The following is a 16,965-nucleotide window of genomic DNA, read 5'->3' on the forward strand; positions in this document are numbered from 1 at the left end:
AGATATATTGGGCTATTAATTAATAAACTTAATCAACTGGTAATATTTCAATCACTTTCTTCACGTCTTCAGCTGACTGGTTCAGCTGCTTCTGTTCATCAGCTGTTAACGGTAATTCAATAACGCTCTCAATTCCGTTTCCTCCAAGAATTGTCGGAACACCGAGGTAAATGTCTTTATAACCATATTCTCCTTCTAAATAAGCAATGGATGGCAATATTCGCTTTTTATCCTTCACAATAGTTTCGGCCATTTGTACTAATGAAGCAGCGGGTGCATAATAAGCACTTCCATTTCCGAGCAAGTTGACAATTTCTCCCCCACCTTTTCGAGTACGTTCCACAATCGCATCGATTTTTTCTTGGGGTAGTAAATGATCGAGTGGAATGCCTCCTACATTAGAATAGCGAATTAATGGAACCATGCTGTCTCCATGGCCGCCTAGGACAAACCCGGTAACATCTTCAACCGCTATATTAAGTGCTTCCGCTACGAAGGTGGAAAAACGTGCTGTGTCAAGAACACCAGATTGACCGATAACGCGATTCTTCGGAAATCCTGTTGTTTTAAAGCAAGTATAAGTCATTGCATCGACCGGATTACTCAAGACAAGAATATAACTGTCAGGTGCATAACGGACAATTTCTTTTGATACATCAACCATAATCTTCGCATTGATGTTAACGAGATCGTCGCGACTCATCCCGGGTTTTCTCGCAATTCCAGCTGTTATAATGACCATATCAGCATCTTTTATATCTTCATAATTGGATGTACCGGTAACCTTTCCGTTAAACGGTTCCACTGGTCCCGCTTCCAGCATATCGAGCGCTTTTCCTTTTGTCGGATTCTGCTGTTCCGGAATATCAACTAAAACGACATCTCCCATTTCCTTTTGTGCTAATAAAAAAGCAGTCGTCGTTCCGGTAAAACCAGCTCCAATAACAGCAAACTTTCTTCTTTTAAACATAGACATTTTCTTCCTCCTTCATTTTTGTACATATGAGTAAAATATTATGACTCCACTCACTTGTTCCATCTTTAATTACAATAGGGACAGCTACTGACTTCACGCGCTGTCCCTATTTCCTACTAATTCAAGCTTACTCCGTTTTCGGAAGGATTGCATCTAATTCATTGTGTGGACGCGGGATAACATGTACAGACACTAATTCACCAACACGGTTAGCAGCTTCACTTCCTGCATCCGTTGCAGCCTTAACTGCACCAACATCACCTGATACTAAAACAGTGACTAATCCAGCACCAATCTGTTCTTTTCCAATAATATTAACATTAGCAGCTTTTACCATCGCATCCGCTGCTTCAATTGCACCTACCAAACCTTTCGTTTCAACCATTCCTAATGCACCATCAACTCTAGCCATTTAAAATTCCTCCTTATTTATTAATTTTGATATTCCCTTAAGATTTGTCTTACTAACTCTTCAATTTTCTCAGGGTTAATTGGTTCATCACCAATTGATTCTTTTACCCGACTTTCCACATTACTAAAGTTCGCCTCAGATGAATGTTTTCCTTTTCCTGGGCGAGGTACTTCAACCTCTTTAATGCCGTGGGCCACCCGTTTAATATTAATTAAGTGGCGGGCAGTGATATTATCAGAACTGATATTACCACCATAACCTCCACATCCTAACGTTAGGGAAGGGGTTAAACCAGTCGTTGCTCCAACTGCTCCAATGGAGGATAGCGTATTAACCATAAAGCGGGAAACAGGCATTTCTTCTCCAAACGATTGAACAACTTGATCATCATTCGTATGAAGCGCAAAACTATGACCTCTTCCACCTAAGTTGAGCAATGCGAGGGATATTTCTTTTGCCTTTTCTTGGCTTTCTGCTGTATACAACGGGAAGATTGGACCTAGTATTTCAACGGAAAGGGGTGCCTCTTTTCCAACTACGGTTTCTTCAGCAATAAGTAATCTTGTATCCGCTGGCACACGGATGCCTGCCATATCAGCAATTTTTAGAGCAGATACACCTACAACAGCTGGATTCACCCGATTACCAAGCCAAACAATTTGCTCTAATTTTTCTTTTTCTCCAGCATTAAGGAAATAAGAACCGTTTCTCTTAAATTCTTCAATTGCCTTTTCTTTAATTGATTCATCGACGACAATGGCTTGTTCTGTTGCACAAATCGTTCCGTAATCAAACGTTTTACTGTCAACAATTTGTTTTACCGACTTTTCTACATTCGCTGTCCGTTCGATATAAACCGGGACGTTACCAGGACCTACACCATAAGCCGGTTTCCCTGAACTATAAGCTGCTTTCACCAAGCTACCTCCACCAGTGGATAAAATCAAATCTACATCCCGGTGATGCATTAACCCATCTGTTGCTTCCATCGTAGGCTCTGTTATCCAGCCGATTAAACCATCAGGAGCACCAGCTTTCATCGCAGCTTCATTACAAATTTTTAATGTCTCCACCGTACATTTTTTTGCACGAGGATGGGGACTTACAACGATAGCATTTCCCGTTTTAAGGGAAATTATTGTTTTAAACATAGCGGTTGAAGTTGGATTAGTCGTCGGAATAATGGCAGCTACCACACCGAAGGGATAGGCAATTTCCGTCACACGATTAACTGTGTCCTCCCTGATGACACCAACTGTTTTTTCATCTTTTATGGATTCATAAACATCTCTTGATCCGACTTCATTTTTCATTATTTTGTGTTCGACTACACCCATTCCAGTTTCAAAAACAGCCATCTCCGCGAGTTCTTTTGAATGGGTATAAGCAGCGTCAGCAACTGCTTTAACAATGGAATCTATTCGCTCTTTGGAAAAAGTCATAAATTCCTTTTGGGCATCTTTTGCTTTTTTTACTGCATTTCTCATTTCCTGAATTGATGTTAAATCTTTATCCATAAGTGTCTTACCCCTTTCCATTAAATCTTACAGTTGTCTGTGTTACTCTTTAACATATGGTGTTATTTGGATCATTTTTTGCGTATCTTCTGGCTGAGCAGTATCCACACTAGATTGCACAATTGGATCAGGCAAAGGACTTTCATGTTTCCATATTTTAACTGCCGAGTGGTTCAATGATGTCTTATTATCGTTTAGGTCTTTTACTACCTCGATCACTATTTTTGTTACCTTTTCTACAAAATCCCTGTCCATACCACCACCTCCAGCTTCTTAAATTTAATTTGTTAAAAATATGGATTATCCTTCACCATGAAAAATGATGTTCCAGGAATTGCTCTGTCTGGCGTAATCTTCCATAGCCTTCATTGTATTCAACTGGACTAAATCATAGATCAATTGAAGCCCTTCCCCTGTATAAGCGGAAGTGATAACGATCGGTCCCCGCACCATCGCTTTTTTCAATATCTGAATGGATCGCTCAATGTCAGCTTCAGCATGGTCAGCTTTCGACACGACGCCTATCGGTAATTTATTGATTCCAGAACTAAAACCCGGTGCAAATATGGTTTTGTCATTCGTAGCATCTTGTAAAAAGATAACATGGGTCATCTCCATCGATGTTGCCATGATGTTTCGATAATGTAATGGGTTCTCAATATACTCTCCCGGTGTATCGACAATCCAATCATCATAAATGAGCGATTGGGTTTTAACCTTTTTGTCTTTTCGTTCCCTTTTCAACAAAGCATCTGCTAATGTCGTTTTTCCAGCATCGATACCTCCAAGGATCATTACACGGTTATTCGTTCGCAAATTAATTCCCCCATTCCATCCAAATCATGATTTCGTTATTTTCGTTGGGGTGAATGACAAAATTTCTTTTAAAAACTGGTTGATCTCATTTAAAGCAGTTTCAACTTCAGATACGCTGCCAACAAGGACCAAACTGCCGGTAAATCGATCTAAAAAGCCAATTTCAACATTCGCGGCTTTTGTCGCACGGTCTCCGGCAATAATTACCGATTCACTTGGAGTCAGCGTCAGTATACCTAAGGCCCCTGCTTGCTGGATACCAAGTTTATCAAACATATCTTCATCAGGATTAGCAATTAAGTGACTCAGTGTAATCTGTTTTCCTGGAACAAATTCTTGTATAAACCGCTTTTTTTCTTCCTCCATGCTCTACACCTTACTTTCTGATTACTCTCTTATCTTTTCTTTTTCCATTACTTGAAATAGTATGATGTATGCAACTGGAGCCGGGTTATTTCGCTTCTTTTTTATCGCCTTTACCTAAAATCATGTTTGCAATGATGATAGCGATAATAACGGCGGCGATTCCACCAACAAGTTTTCCGACAACCATTGGAAATATCATTTCACGAGCAACACCAGCTGCGAATCCTAAATGATCACCAAGTACAAACGCTGCAGGTACAGAAAAGGCGACATTAATGATTTTTCCCCGATTATCCATATCTTTCATCAAGTTAAACATAGCAATGTTATTAGCTAGTGTCGCTACCAAACCAGCTGCAGATACATCGTTCATTCCTAACAGTTTTCCTACTTTCATTAAAGGTTTTTTGAAAACCCGGGTAATCACTTCAACCATTACGAAGGCTCCTGCTAAAACAATCGCGATGCTACCAACTATTTGAATCCCTTCTTCTAAAGGAGTAATCCCAGGAAGAATCGTTAATCCGGTAAGTACATCGACAATACCTATGGCTAGACCTAACGTTGCGACGACAACGACCCCATAGCCGAAGATTGTAAAAGCTTTAATGATTTTATCAGGTATTTTCCACAATCCAATAATAATCAAAGCGGCTAATAGGAAAATTGGAATAAGGTTTTTCATAATCATTACGATAGAATAGCCGGACACAAGCCCACCGACAATAGCTCCGATTGGAATCGCAATAAACCCAGCAAGCATTCCTGTTGCAAGATAGCTATGATCTTCTTTTTTTATAATACCTAGTGCTACTGGAATAGAGAATACAACCGTTGCCCCCATCATGGACGCCAATATAATGCCTGAAAACATGGCAACATCTTGATCAATCGCCATCTCTTGCGCAAGTTGTAATCCACCCATATCAATTGCAAGCAAGCTACCAGCAAACATCGCTGGGTCCGCGCCAAGTGCTGTATAGATTGGAACAACAATCGGGTTTAGTACTTTGGAAATAATGGGAGCTATAACAATAATCCCGACCATCGCAAGAGCCAAGGAACCCATAGCCATGATTCCTTCCTCAAATTTATCTCCTAACCCGAATTTATTATTAAATATTTTATCTAGAGCACCAATGATCATAAATATGACCATAATATAGATAACTATTTCATTTATTCCCACAGCTCGTCCTCCTCATTAAGGGAATAGTAAACATTATTCATCTGTTATATCAATCGAGTCAATAACACCGACAATGACTGAATCAATCGGAATTCTTTCTTTACCAAAAGCGGTTCGAGCACTACTACCTTTCGTAACAAGCACGTCATCTCCAACTCCAGCACTCGCCAAATCTGCAGCTACAAATGATGAATCCACCCCTTCAGAATACTTGGGTTTAACGACTAATAATTTTAGTCCATTCAACCTCTCATCTTTCCGGGTCGCCCATACGGAACCAATCACATGACCAATAATCATCATCCATTCTCCCTATGTCTTTGGATATTCAGATTATGTCTGCGAATATAGTCGGTAGCAAGTGGAGTTATAATACTTGAAGCTGGAATCCGGATATTTTTAACATTTTGTAAAAATACTCTTTGCAGTTCATTTTCCGTAATTACTTTATTATTAATTTCGGTAAATTCCGCAGTCTCATGTTTCACTTCATTCGTTGGATTAAATGACCGTATCTGGCTCTTATTTTCGGGTGCCTGTACAGCTGGTGACTTTTTTATAATTTTTGCTAGTGTTCCTTTTTTAAAGCCACAAGCATTCGCCTCGTCAAAGTCAATATGCATATAAGTTCGATATTTTGGACTAACTCGAATCACTACTTCATCAAAAATGAGTGATCGATCACCAAATATTTTCACTTGAACGATTTCTTTATTTTCTACATGTAGTCTTTCCGCATCGTCAGGAGATACATGAATATGTCTTTTAGCAACAATTAATCCTTTATCTATCGTTAATTCACGGTCATTATTGATTAACTTGATACCTGGCGTCCCATCAATATCACCGCTTTCTCTTACAGGTGCCTTGATACCTAGAGATACGGCATCCGTTGATGATACTTCGACTTGTGTTGCCTTTCGTTCAGGACCTAGAATAACAACATTTTCCATCCTGCCTTTTGGACCTTCGATGGTTATTCTTTCTTTACATGCAAACTGACCTGGTTGGGACAGTTCTTTCGCCTTTGTAAGCTGATAGTCCTTTCCAAATAAAGCATCAATGGCTTCCCGGCTCAGGTGGATATGCCTACCCGATGCCTCAACTTCAACAAAAGCCTCTTCCGTCATCGCATTTTTAACTGCATTTTTTACCATGTCTACAATAATTTGATCCAAGTGTATCACCCCTCTTTCACTTTATTGTAATCACCAGTTTTATATTTAAACATCATGATCAAGCAAACAGAAGACAGTCGATTTAGGGCTAAAATGATATCGTCTCGTTCTGTGCTGCCATCTTCTTTTTTAAAAGCTTGATAAGCTGAAAGCTCCGTTTCCCTTACGAAGGTACGTATACTATTTAAAACAACTATTCCCTCACCCATACGATAATCGGGAGTAAAATATCCCTCTCCAAAATACTTTTCCGGCTGATGGGACATTTCCCTGATATCATGTTCATTCATATTAAGCAGGTGAATCTTTCCAAGTTCCTCTTCCATGACCTCAGAGCGGAGTATTTGACGTACAAAGCCAATCAGTTCTGATAAATCATCAATCAGTGCCGGATATTTAACGAGTTTCATTTGCCCTTCAATCATTTTTGCCTCCAAAGAGTCCAGCTTACCACGCAAAACAATACGTAGATGATCTTTAAACACAAGTAAATCTGAATGAAGAGAAGTCATATATTCGGGCTTTTCATCGATAAAACCACCATGCATTAATCGATATTTAAAAGAATCATGATTGTACAAATCAGATACACTGCTTTCATCATTCACCGATGTTTCCTCTTCGTTCGGTTCTTCAGACGAAAGTTCAACAAATTCGACAGTTACTTTTTTCTCCTGTAAAAAACTTTTCGCTGAGGGTGTTAATATAGTTCCTTTGGGAAGTTTCAGTACCGATTCTTGTAACTTATCTCTGTATTGTTGACTTCGTAATGAACTCTCCGTTAACACAGCCATCGCTTCACTTCCTTTTTATCACGCATTAACGGTCTGTAATACCCCCATATCTAAACAAGAGGGAAAACCAAAATGTTAAGGTGGGGGATATACAGTCCGTAAATACCTGATTCTGTTCAACTAACATTCAGTGGGGGGGGAAGGAATTCCCCACTGAATGAAGTTTCACTATATCACGGGCAGATCCAATGTCTGAAATAAGATAAGGATGAAGCCCATTCCTCATCTTATCTAAAACCTGACATATTCCCTCATCATCTGTTTAATTTCACTTTTCTGCCTGTGGTAGGATAGCACTCATCTCACCATGTGGACGTGGGATGACGTGAACGGAAATAAGTTCACCCACACGATCTGCTGCAGCTGCTCCTGCGTCGGTCGCCGCCTTAACTGCACCTACGTCACCAGTAACAAGAACGGTGACTAATCCTGCACCAATTGATTCTTTACCAATTAATGTAACGTTTGCCGCTTTAACCATAGCATCTGCCGCCTCAATTGAACCTACTAATCCTTTTGTCTCTACCATTCCTAATGCGTTTGTGTTTGCCATTTTAATTTCCTCCTTGAATTCGTTTATATTTTATATCCTGATTATTTTTATAAAAACTAATGCCTTCAATGTTTATCATTCGCCGTTAATAAATGATGGATAAGCTCAGCCTTTTTGGATGTTTTAATTTTTTCAGGTTGATCCTTCATGACATTTGTCTTTCGGGCCAGCGTACGAAGCTGATTCACAGTCATCTTTTCCAACTTTTCTTTCTCGTGGACAACAGGTTTTTCGGAGCTTTTGGGGCTCTTCACCTTAATAATTTCCGCTTCCTTTTTTTCAGGATCAACTGCCACCTGGGCGGGTTGGTCTTTTGACTGTTCCGACTGTTTTTCGTTAATTTCCTTGTCTTCAGTCGCTTGATCAGCGGATTCATTATCGGTTCTCTTAACTAACCGATTTGTCTCCGTATGCATTCTAGGTATGACGTGAGCTGAAATTAATGTACCAACGGATTCCACTACTTCACTGCCTGCATCAACAGCCGCCTTGACTGCCGCTACATCTCCAGAAAGTTGCACCGTAACATAACCGCCTTTAATGACTTCTGCATCGAGAAGTGATACATTCGCAGCTTTCAATGCAGTGTCAGCTGCAACAATGGCACCTACGAACCCTTTCGTTTCAATTAATCCTAATGCATCCATATGATTCACCTAATATCCTAAGGGATCGTTGGCAACTTGTTGCACAGCATCCGCAAAAGCGTCACAGGCGGCCTGACAAGCTGATTGACTTCCTGTCAGCAACGCTCCCCCAAAGTTGGTTTCGGAAGGTGGGCCATAGAAGGTGGCTACTCTTACATCTGCTGCCTTGAGTGCTAAATCCAGCGCATATACTGCCTCTAACGGCGGTGCAATAAGATATGCAAGGGCCTCCCCAGTACGAATATTCGCTTCATTCGATAGAAATGTCCCGCTCCGTGAGACGAGATGAGCAAAATAAGTGATAGAGTCATCATCATTTGCACTCATAAAGAAAGCATCATTTTCAATATAACGTATCGCTGCATCCAACCCGCTTTTTACTTCCTCTGGATTATTACCTGCTAAAACACCGATAACTTCTCCGGTGAGTTTCGATGTTGCGTTGTCTGCGCCAGCATACATAGACTCTGCATAAACAACGTCAACTGCAGCTTTTTTAGTCGCTTCATCTAAGGCGGTATATACAACATCATCAATATCACCAGTGATAATCCCTAAACTTCTTTGGTTTGACTGAAGCTTAAATTCCTTAGCCAGATCTTGACTGACATTTGAAATTAACTTTACGCCCAACACTTGAGCATAGATCGGACTATGTTTCATTCCAATTCCTCCGTTTCCCATTGGTTTATTAAACATACTCACTTCACACTTTATTTAAATCAAGACCGGAAGCTTTATGATCGATCATCCTTTTGATTAAATCAGCAATATGTGCTCCAGCTTCAACTGGTGGAGTTCCCCCCTGATGGATGTTTGAAATCACCGTCCGTTTAGCTTCAGGCATATTCACAGTCGGCTTATAAGCGATATAAGCGCTCATTGATTCAGCTGTAACAAGACCAGGTCTTTCTCCTACAAGCAGACATACAACTTCTGCGTCCGTTAATTCACCAATCACATCCATAGCTGGAACTCGGCAATGTTTCACAAATAAATCATTCCCTACTTCAACACCATGCATGTTCAAGCCTTGTTTAATCGCTGGCAGTATATCTTCCAGATTAGCTTCAACGGCTGCAGAGCTTAGACCGTCACCAACAACGATCTGCACTTCGGGATGGCCGCAATGTTGTTTGATTTTTTCTTTTTCTTCATCAGAAAATTGTCTACCCAAATCTGGTCGAGTTACATATTCATCTTTATCTACAACAACTGTTTGCGTTGGAAAAAGTTGATTCTTATCAACAAATTCCTCATCGACATAGGAAAACACTGCATCTTGCGCGGCAGCATGGTCTGCTTTAAATCTTAATGAAGTCGTTGTTAAATAACGAACGCCAGTATGCCATACTCCTAATCTTGCTGGCGATTTAGCTTTCAACTCGTAATATCCTTCTTCATTATTAGGCTCTGGAACGAGCAATTCCTTTTTAATTTCCACTTCGGAAATATCCGGCAAAACTGCGTCGGCGTTATTTCCAGAATTTGACGAATGGGTACTTTTTTCTGCATTCTGTTGGCCGTTCTCATTCGAACTATTTCCTTCAACCATCTCATTTAAAATAGTTTTAATGAGTGATTTCAGCTCTTGATCATTAACCATTTGTTTTCCTCCTTATGCTAAAAATAGCGAAGCATCGCCGGCTTTTTTCGTAAGCCTACCCGCGTCATCACGTATTCCCATTTGAATCAGCCATTCATTATACTCTTTTATCGGATTTAAATTTAGTAACTCACGTAAAGTTTGTATATCATGATAACCAAGTGATTGGTAATTCAACATCACGTCATCACCGTGTGGAACTGTAATTAAGAAATTAACCCCGGCTTGCGCTAGAAGTGTTGAAAGTATTTCCATATCATCCTGATCGGCTTTCATATGGTTCGTATAACAGACGTCAACACCCATCGATATACCTGAGAGTTTACCCATAAAGTGATCTTCCAGCCCTGCACGAATGACTTGTTTCGAATCATATAAATACTCAGGTCCGATAAATCCTACAACCGTATTAACAAGAAACGGATTATACCTTTTTGCAAATCCATAACAACGTGCTTCTAGAGTAAGCTGGTCAACTCCATGGTGCGCATTGGAAGATAATTCTGCACCTTGTCCTGTTTCAAAGTACATTACATTCGGTCCTGCCGATGTTCCCTCACGTAATACAAGATCTTGAGCTTCACTAATAAGGTCAGCCGTAATTCCGAAAGCTATATTTCCTTTTTCCGAACCTGCAATAGATTGGAAAATTAAATCTGCGGGGGCACCGCGACGGATAGCTTCCATTTGTGTTGTTACGTGCGCTAGTACGCTTATTTGGGTTGGAATATTATATTTATTTTTCACTTCGTCAAGCTTATGGAACATCCGTACAACGCTTTCTACTGTATCGTCAACCGGGTTTAAACCTAATACAGCGTCACCGGAACCATAGGAAAGCCCCTCTAATAAGGAAGCGACAATACCATCTTCATCGTCAGTTGGATGGTTTGGCTGTAATCGAGATGATAGTGTTCCAGGAAGACCGATGGTAGTATTACAATGAGCGGTGACATTTATTTTCTTTGCACCTTTAATCAAATCAAGATTAGACATAAGTTTTGCAACCGCAGCAACCATTTCAGACGTTAGGCCACGGGATAGCCGCTTAATGTCGTTCCCTGTTGTCTCAGTAGCTAAAATCTTTTCCCTCAACTCTTGTACCGTCCAATTTTTAATGGAGTCGTAGATTTTTTCATTTACATCATCTTGAATAATACGTGTCACTTCGTCATCTTCATATGGAACGGCAGGATGATTTCTGAGATCCTCCAACGTTAAGTTGGCTAGAACAACCTTAGCAGCCACTCGTTCTTCAGCTGATTCCGCTGCTATGCCAGCCATAACATCTCCAGATTTTTCTTCATTTGCTTTTGCCATAACATCATTGATTGTTTTAAATTGGTAAGTTCGTCCAAATAATACTGTTTTTAAAATCATAGTGATCCTCCCTCCAAATTTCAGGAAATTTTTTTATTTCATCGTTAATTAAAAACAAGCGTTTTGATTACGACTGGCAGCACATTTCCATCAGCGATAGGATGACCAATATCGATATAATCCCCATCACTTACCGATACGCTATCAATACAAATGAGCGATTGGTCCTTGCCAAGTATTGATAATAATGTTTGTCCAAGTGCTTTGGCTATATCATTTTCAACAATGACGATTAAAGGTAATCCCAGTTGGGTGTATGGTTTCATCCCTTCCGTAATGCCTTCTGCAGCCTTGACGATTTTAGGGAAACTAACGATACCATCTCCAGAAAATGAAAGGGCTACTTCTTGATTATTTTTCCGCACTTCGAACCATTCCAGCTTTTCCTGAATCGATGCTGCATACTCATCCGGATTATGTAGCAATTCGTCTTGCAGCTTAAGGACTGGTACATTTTTAACAGGAAAAACATCGCCTGAATACGTAATCGTACTTCCGCTTATTTCTGTTGTATGTGAACCAGCACCAACTACAGTGGCACGAATGAGCTCAGATGGTTCGACAAGGTTGAATGATTTTACTAGTTCTGACTCAGCAATCGCTGCACCAAGCATTTGTCCAATATCACCATATTTAAATACATCGCCATCCGTTTGGTTATAGATTGCTTCGGCAACACCTCCCGTAAATGAAATATGGGTTAACTGGTCGATCGCTTTAATGTTTTTATTCGTAATTATTTTTTCAAGTTGATTGGATGGAGGCTTAATCCCTACACTTTCTTCCAATAGCTGCACCATTTTGTCAACGATGGGTTGTAATAGTTCCTTTGTTGCCATTTGCCCAACTTTAATGTCCAGGCCACTTGTGTTAATTAAATCTTGGATTTTTTTAGAGATATATTCGATTTTTTTTGTACGTTGATTAATTTTTATTAATCGGCCACCAATATCCAAACAACCTGTATCAATGACTTCACCTCGATGCATTACTGCCAGATTACTTGTTCCGCCACCGATATCCAGGTTGACTATTTTAATGGAGTGTTCTTTTGAATACGTGTGTATTCCGGCACCTTTAGCAGCGATAATACTTTCTAAATCAGGTCCGGCTGTAGCAACAACAAAATCTCCAGCAAATCCACTTAAAGCTCGGAGAACCTCTTCGGCATTATCTTTTCTTGCCGTTTCACCAGTAATAATCACTGCACCTGTATTAATACTTTCTTTATTAACTGCAGCTTTTTGATATTCTGTTTCAACAAACTTTTGAATAGCATCTTGATCAACTTTTTCACTTTCAATAAGTGGTGTATTGATAATTTCACTTTTATAAATTACTTTTTTATCAACAATCATGATTCTCGGAACATTAAAAGCCGATGCAACATTTTCAATGGTTAAATTGGAAAATATTAATTGTGTTGTCGATGTTCCTATATCAATTCCTACACTTAATATTTTTTCCACCAAATTTTCACCTCCACTTCCTTCATAATTGACTTATAGAAAGCAAAAAAGCTTAAAGTACAAAAAGGACTACAAAAATCGCAGTCTACTTTATACCTTAAGCTTCTTTGCTTTCGGATAAGCTCATACACCATTGTATTAGCTCGATTTGAATCGGAATGTTATCTCCATTCCTTTATTTCTCTTATTAAATTTTATCGTTCCCATTAATTTATCTTTTACATAATTTTTAACAATCATCAATCCCAAGCAATTATTGTTAATTTTATCGATTTTGAAGCCTATTCCATTATCAATAACGGAGACAACGATGTCATCACGATCTTCTTTCAATGATACATGAATCAGACCCTTTTTATGATTGGGAAACGCATGATCATAACAATTTTGCACAAGTTCATTGACTATGAGAGATACTGAGGTTGCGACATCACTTAACACAACAGGAGAACTTTCCGCATCAATGGATAATTCGATGTGATCCAGTACGGAATAACTTCGACGTAAATTATTGATGATAAATTTCAAAACAAGACTTAAATCGACCTCATCTCCAAGATGCCTTGCTAGAATATCATGTGTTGCTGCGATGGACATAACCTGATTAATGTTATTCGTCAGCACACGTTTGACCTCTTTATTATGGGTCCTTCTCTTTTCCATTCTCAAGAGCGAAGCCATCGTTTGCAAATTGTTTTTAATTCGGTGATGGGTTTCACGTACAGCCTCTGTTTTTGAAATGATTTCTGCTTCTTTGTCCTTCAGTTGTGTAATATCCCTAAGTATGATTGCGAAATCAAGTTTATCATCGTCTAGTAATATTCGTTTCAACCGATAATATTTGCCATCAAGTTGAATTTCTTTTAAAATTTTTTTCTCTTCTCTTAAGATCAAATCACGATAGGGGAGTTGTTTTCCAAATAAATCATTATAATAAAGATCTTCTGATTTATTATTTGAAAAAGCGTCCGCTATACTATTTTGAAAGATCAGCTTACCAGATGAATCGAAAAAATAGATTGCGTCTTCGATATAATTATTCACTCGTGCTGTCATTGTCATATAGTCTTTTAAATCTTCTTGTTTTGGATGCTCGTCCTCGTTAAATGATTTTTCTAATATATAGGTACCAAGCACACGGTCACCATGATTAATCGCATAAATACTTTGGCGAACTAGTTCATTTCCTTGAGTAAATGCTTTATACCCTTTGAGACTCCCGCCATGCCTGGAGACTCTCCATACACCAGGCTCATTCATTTTCAGAGCGAGTTGACCGACAGGTGACTTTTTATATAACGATTGATTCGAAACAGGTAAAACGTGATATACGACAAGAGACGCCATGCTCCCTTTAAAAGGAACATCAATAAAAATGTCACAATCAAACAACTCAGCTAGCTCATCTAATGCATGGGCCTTATTGTAAATAATATCTATCTCTTCTTCATTGAGATCTGTATACATCTTGCACAGATCAATCATTTTTGATTTATCACTCATAGACAATCACGATGGTCCTAGCAATTTCACCAATTGTGGTCCGCCCATCCATACTCATTTTACGTAATAGCTTATACGCATCTTGCTCGTCAAGATTTTTCTCTTTCATTAAGAGACCCTTGGCCTTATCGATAAATTTACGATCTTCAAGTTTTTTAGAAACTTCTTCCACTTGTTGATTCAGAGACTGAATGTCCTTCGCTCTGGATATACACATTTCGACTGTTGGAATAAATGATTTCTCATCAAGCGGTTTCACCAAATAACCAAGGGCACCAACTTCTTTTGCTTGTTCGACAAATTCCTTGTCATAAAAAGCAGTTAGTAATAATATCCCGCCGGCAATATGATCATGCATTATTTTTTTGCTAGCTTTTAATCCATCAAGCATCGGCATTTTTATATCCATGATCACCAAGTCTGGTTTATGTGTCTTGCATTCATTAATTGCTTCGAATCCGTTTGATGCCTGGCCTACTACATCGTAGCCGGCCTCTTCCAATAATTCTTTTATATCCATTTTTGTAACAGGCTCATCATCGACTATCACAATTTTTTTAGCCATAACTTAGATTCTCCTTAGAATTTCTTTTCTATTTATCGTCCATTTCTAAAACGATAAATTTCTAAGACGTCTCTATTTACACAGAAATTCTCTTTTCTTTAAGAGCGTATTCAAAAAAGAGGATGAAAAAGACCGAGGTCGGCTAAGCGCGCAACGTCCTGTACGTCGAATTTCGAGGCGGCGAAAGCTCCCCGCACTAGAATGTACGTTAGTAGGTACATAAGGAGAGCAAAGACGAGCCAACGAGCTTCCATCGGATGTGGTGAGTTCTACGTTGTCCACAAGACGTGGACCGTTTTAGTAGAACCACCTTAATCACGAATTGTCCTTTTCACCAAACTTTTTGAACAACCTCTGAAAAAAGACATAAAGGAGCCTTGAAAAAGTCATAACCCTTTCAAAGCTCCTTTGCTTTAATAAACGCATTTTTTATCAATTTATGCACGTCTTTGTGCTTACTAATGATTATATAAGTAAAAGCGTTTACTTGCAAGCGAAACGTTACGTAATTAACGCCACGGTTTTGAATGACTTTGTCACGCATTAACCTGTAATACCCCCATCTCTATACAGGAGGGGAGCCCAGCGTGTGAAGGTGGGAGGATATACAGTCCGTAAATCCCTGATTCTGTAACATTCAGTGGAGGAGGTAAGGAAACCCCAACTGAATGAAGTTTCACTTTATCCAAAAGTTCAGGTACAACGACTGAACTTATCGTAAATTAGCTAAAATAGCTACTATATCTTCATTTTTTGGTTGAATTGGGTTCGTATTAGTACAACTATCTTGCAAAGCTGATCGCGCAATGTCCACTTTAACAGCTTCAGTGTATTCAATATCGTACCCTTTAAAATCAGCAGGCATACCTAGACCAGATCTTAGCTTTTCAATAGATTTGATAAGACTTCTTGTTCCAATAGCACTGTTTGTAGCAGGTAATCTAAGCATTTGAGCTAGGTAGGCATACTTATCTGCTGCAGGGTTTAAATCGGTGTTTAAATATCCTTCCAGACCAGCATTATATAGGATAACCTCCGGCAGCAAAATTGCGTTTAACCGTCCGTGCGGGATATGGAATTTCGCCCCGCACGCATGTGCAATACTATGATTGATCCCTAAGCCTGCCGCATTAAAGGCAATTCCAGCCATCGTGGAGGCTTGATGCATTTTCTCCCGAGCAATGGCATTATTTCCATCATGATAGGCCTCTGGCAAATAATCGAAAATAAGACGGATCGCCTTTTCGGCAAGGGCATCCGAAAATTCATTTGCGTTGGTCGCGACATACGCCTCGATAGCATGTGTTAATGCATCCATTCCCGTGTCTGCCGTGATAGTTTTAGGAACAGACTGAACTAGCTCGGTATCTAAAATGGCTTCTTCCGGCAATAAAGAATCTGCAACAAGTGGATATTTTACACCTTTACTGCTGTCCGTAATAATTGAAAAGGAAGTGACCTCTGACCCTGTGCCACTCGTTGTCGGAACTGCTATTAAAGGTAATTTTTCATAATTGTATATCTTACTTGCAAACTCTTTCATCGCTTTTGCCGCATCAATCGCGGAGCCCCCGCCTATCGTAACAACTAAATCTGGTTTAAAGGCAGCAATTTCTTGTACACCTGCAACAACATTTTCAACCGGAGGATCGGGAACAATATCACTAAAGACTTTCCATTCATTTTGCCCGACCTTTAAACGACTCTTAATTTCCTCAATTATATTTGATTCAATGATGAATGGATCAGCAACAATAAATACACGCTTATCGTTAAAACTTTTCAACCGGTCAAGTGCATTTTTTCCAGAATAAATCACTGTATGCAGTTGAATTTTCTCCATTTTCATTCCACACCTTTCATTGTTATTGTGATGAGGTTGTGTACATTAGGTGACAATACTATAAATTTCAAAAAAGACGCAAAGAAGCTCTATAGAAGAAATTTCTTCTATAGAGCTTCTTTGCCTTTTAAACCTACACGTCGTTGTGTAA

At 39.3% G+C, this 16,965-nt stretch carries 18 protein-coding genes and 1 pseudogene; all 19 read right to left on the reverse strand.

Going from position 1 to position 16,965, the window contains the following annotated elements; genetic code table 11:
* Window positions 1-28: 28 nt before the first annotated feature.
* Complete coding sequence (gene mdh / locus SPD53_RS06630; protein ID WP_370459773.1) at window positions 29-976, reverse strand: malate dehydrogenase; 948 nt, start codon at window positions 974-976, stop codon at window positions 29-31.
* Window positions 977-1,103: 127 nt separating this feature from the next.
* Complete coding sequence (locus SPD53_RS06635) at window positions 1,104-1,388, reverse strand: BMC domain-containing protein (protein ID WP_336252038.1); 285 nt, start codon at window positions 1,386-1,388, stop codon at window positions 1,104-1,106.
* A gap of 20 nt (window positions 1,389-1,408) precedes the next feature.
* Window positions 1,409-2,905 carry an aldehyde dehydrogenase family protein gene (locus tag SPD53_RS06640; RefSeq protein ID WP_336252039.1) on the reverse strand — a complete coding sequence of 499 codons (1,497 nt, stop codon included), beginning with the start codon at window positions 2,903-2,905 and terminating at the stop codon, window positions 1,409-1,411.
* 42 nt (window positions 2,906-2,947) lie between these two features.
* Entirely contained in the window at window positions 2,948-3,160 is a 213-nt protein-coding gene (locus SPD53_RS06645) for a hypothetical protein (protein ID WP_336252040.1), read from the reverse strand.
* Between the two features lie 45 nt (window positions 3,161-3,205).
* On the reverse strand, window positions 3,206-3,700 hold the full coding sequence (locus SPD53_RS06650; protein ID WP_442946180.1) for a EutP/PduV family microcompartment system protein: 495 nt from the start codon (window positions 3,698-3,700) through the stop codon (window positions 3,206-3,208).
* 45 nt (window positions 3,701-3,745) lie between these two features.
* Window positions 3,746-4,087: a BMC domain-containing protein gene (locus tag SPD53_RS06655; RefSeq protein ID WP_336252042.1), complete on the reverse strand. Its 342-nt coding sequence runs from the start codon at window positions 4,085-4,087 to the stop codon at window positions 3,746-3,748.
* Between the two features lie 85 nt (window positions 4,088-4,172).
* The gene (gene eutH / locus SPD53_RS06660; protein ID WP_336252043.1) at window positions 4,173-5,276 is read right to left on the reverse strand and encodes an ethanolamine utilization protein EutH; all 1,104 of its coding nucleotides are present in this window, start codon (window positions 5,274-5,276) and stop codon (window positions 4,173-4,175) included.
* 33 nt (window positions 5,277-5,309) lie between these two features.
* Window positions 5,310-5,576 (reverse strand): EutN/CcmL family microcompartment protein, encoded by a 267-nt coding sequence (locus tag SPD53_RS06665; RefSeq protein ID WP_336252044.1) that lies wholly within the window; start codon window positions 5,574-5,576, stop codon window positions 5,310-5,312.
* 242 nt (window positions 5,577-5,818) lie between these two features.
* A pseudogene (gene eutD / locus SPD53_RS06670) lies at window positions 5,819-6,433 on the reverse strand (ethanolamine utilization phosphate acetyltransferase EutD); the annotation flags it as partial.
* A 26-nt stretch (window positions 6,434-6,459) separates the two neighbouring features.
* The gene (locus SPD53_RS06675; protein ID WP_188856874.1) at window positions 6,460-7,248 is read right to left on the reverse strand and encodes a cobalamin adenosyltransferase; all 789 of its coding nucleotides are present in this window, start codon (window positions 7,246-7,248) and stop codon (window positions 6,460-6,462) included.
* Window positions 7,249-7,516: 268 nt separating this feature from the next.
* Window positions 7,517-7,801 (reverse strand): BMC domain-containing protein, encoded by a 285-nt coding sequence (locus SPD53_RS06680; protein WP_188856875.1) that lies wholly within the window; start codon window positions 7,799-7,801, stop codon window positions 7,517-7,519.
* A gap of 65 nt (window positions 7,802-7,866) precedes the next feature.
* Window positions 7,867-8,448 carry a BMC domain-containing protein gene (locus tag SPD53_RS06685; protein WP_336252045.1) on the reverse strand — a complete coding sequence of 194 codons (582 nt, stop codon included), beginning with the start codon at window positions 8,446-8,448 and terminating at the stop codon, window positions 7,867-7,869.
* 9 nt (window positions 8,449-8,457) lie between these two features.
* A complete protein-coding gene (gene eutL / locus SPD53_RS06690) occupies window positions 8,458-9,111 on the reverse strand; it encodes an ethanolamine utilization microcompartment protein EutL (protein ID WP_336252068.1) in 654 nt (217 codons plus the stop codon).
* 43 nt (window positions 9,112-9,154) lie between these two features.
* A complete protein-coding gene (eutC, locus tag SPD53_RS06695) occupies window positions 9,155-10,054 on the reverse strand; it encodes an ethanolamine ammonia-lyase subunit EutC (RefSeq protein ID WP_336252046.1) in 900 nt (299 codons plus the stop codon).
* 12 nt (window positions 10,055-10,066) lie between these two features.
* Complete coding sequence (locus SPD53_RS06700; protein ID WP_188856879.1) at window positions 10,067-11,434, reverse strand: ethanolamine ammonia-lyase subunit EutB; 1,368 nt, start codon at window positions 11,432-11,434, stop codon at window positions 10,067-10,069.
* 44 nt (window positions 11,435-11,478) lie between these two features.
* The gene (gene eutA, locus SPD53_RS06705; RefSeq protein WP_188856880.1) at window positions 11,479-12,906 is read right to left on the reverse strand and encodes an ethanolamine ammonia-lyase reactivating factor EutA; all 1,428 of its coding nucleotides are present in this window, start codon (window positions 12,904-12,906) and stop codon (window positions 11,479-11,481) included.
* 135 nt (window positions 12,907-13,041) lie between these two features.
* Window positions 13,042-14,406, reverse strand: coding sequence for a histidine kinase N-terminal domain-containing protein (locus tag SPD53_RS06710; protein WP_336252047.1), 1,365 nt, complete (start codon window positions 14,404-14,406; stop codon window positions 13,042-13,044).
* Window positions 14,399-14,971, reverse strand: a complete 573-nt coding sequence (locus SPD53_RS06715) for an ANTAR domain-containing response regulator (RefSeq protein WP_188856882.1) — start codon at window positions 14,969-14,971, stop codon at window positions 14,399-14,401. Before SPD53_RS06715 ends, SPD53_RS06710 begins: the two co-directional genes overlap by 8 nt.
* A gap of 712 nt (window positions 14,972-15,683) precedes the next feature.
* A complete protein-coding gene (locus tag SPD53_RS06720; RefSeq protein WP_188856883.1) occupies window positions 15,684-16,814 on the reverse strand; it encodes a 1-propanol dehydrogenase PduQ in 1,131 nt (376 codons plus the stop codon).
* Between the last annotated feature and the right edge of the window lie 151 nt (window positions 16,815-16,965).

The sequence above is a fragment of the Oceanobacillus sp. MO10714A genome (assembly GCF_037072045.1).
GTDB lineage: Bacteria > Bacillota > Bacilli > Bacillales > Amphibacillaceae > Oceanobacillus > Oceanobacillus indicireducens.

Coding starts and splice junctions, on each gene's coding strand:
- mdh (WP_370459773.1), bottom strand. CDS start 976: ATGTCTATGTTTAAAAGAAGAAAGTTTGCTGTTATTGGAGCTGGTTTT.
- SPD53_RS06635 (WP_336252038.1), bottom strand. CDS start 1,388: ATGGCTAGAGTTGATGGTGCATTAGGAATGGTTGAAACGAAAGGTTTG.
- SPD53_RS06640 (WP_336252039.1), bottom strand. CDS start 2,905: ATGGATAAAGATTTAACATCAATTCAGGAAATGAGAAATGCAGTAAAA.
- SPD53_RS06645 (WP_336252040.1), bottom strand. CDS start 3,160: ATGGACAGGGATTTTGTAGAAAAGGTAACAAAAATAGTGATCGAGGTA.
- SPD53_RS06650 (WP_442946180.1), bottom strand. CDS start 3,700: ATGATCCTTGGAGGTATCGATGCTGGAAAAACGACATTAGCAGATGCT.
- SPD53_RS06655 (WP_336252042.1), bottom strand. CDS start 4,087: ATGGAGGAAGAAAAAAAGCGGTTTATACAAGAATTTGTTCCAGGAAAA.
- SPD53_RS06665 (WP_336252044.1), bottom strand. CDS start 5,576: ATGATTATTGGTCATGTGATTGGTTCCGTATGGGCGACCCGGAAAGAT.
- SPD53_RS06675 (WP_188856874.1), bottom strand. CDS start 7,248: ATGGCTGTGTTAACGGAGAGTTCATTACGAAGTCAACAATACAGAGAT.
- SPD53_RS06680 (WP_188856875.1), bottom strand. CDS start 7,801: ATGGCAAACACAAACGCATTAGGAATGGTAGAGACAAAAGGATTAGTA.
- SPD53_RS06685 (WP_336252045.1), bottom strand. CDS start 8,448: ATGGATGCATTAGGATTAATTGAAACGAAAGGGTTCGTAGGTGCCATT.
- eutL (WP_336252068.1), bottom strand. CDS start 9,111: ATGAAACATAGTCCGATCTATGCTCAAGTGTTGGGCGTAAAGTTAATT.
- eutC (WP_336252046.1), bottom strand. CDS start 10,054: ATGGTTAATGATCAAGAGCTGAAATCACTCATTAAAACTATTTTAAAT.
- SPD53_RS06700 (WP_188856879.1), bottom strand. CDS start 11,434: ATGATTTTAAAAACAGTATTATTTGGACGAACTTACCAATTTAAAACA.
- SPD53_RS06710 (WP_336252047.1), bottom strand. CDS start 14,406: ATGAGTGATAAATCAAAAATGATTGATCTGTGCAAGATGTATACAGAT.
- SPD53_RS06715 (WP_188856882.1), bottom strand. CDS start 14,971: ATGGCTAAAAAAATTGTGATAGTCGATGATGAGCCTGTTACAAAAATG.
- SPD53_RS06720 (WP_188856883.1), bottom strand. CDS start 16,814: ATGGAGAAAATTCAACTGCATACAGTGATTTATTCTGGAAAAAATGCA.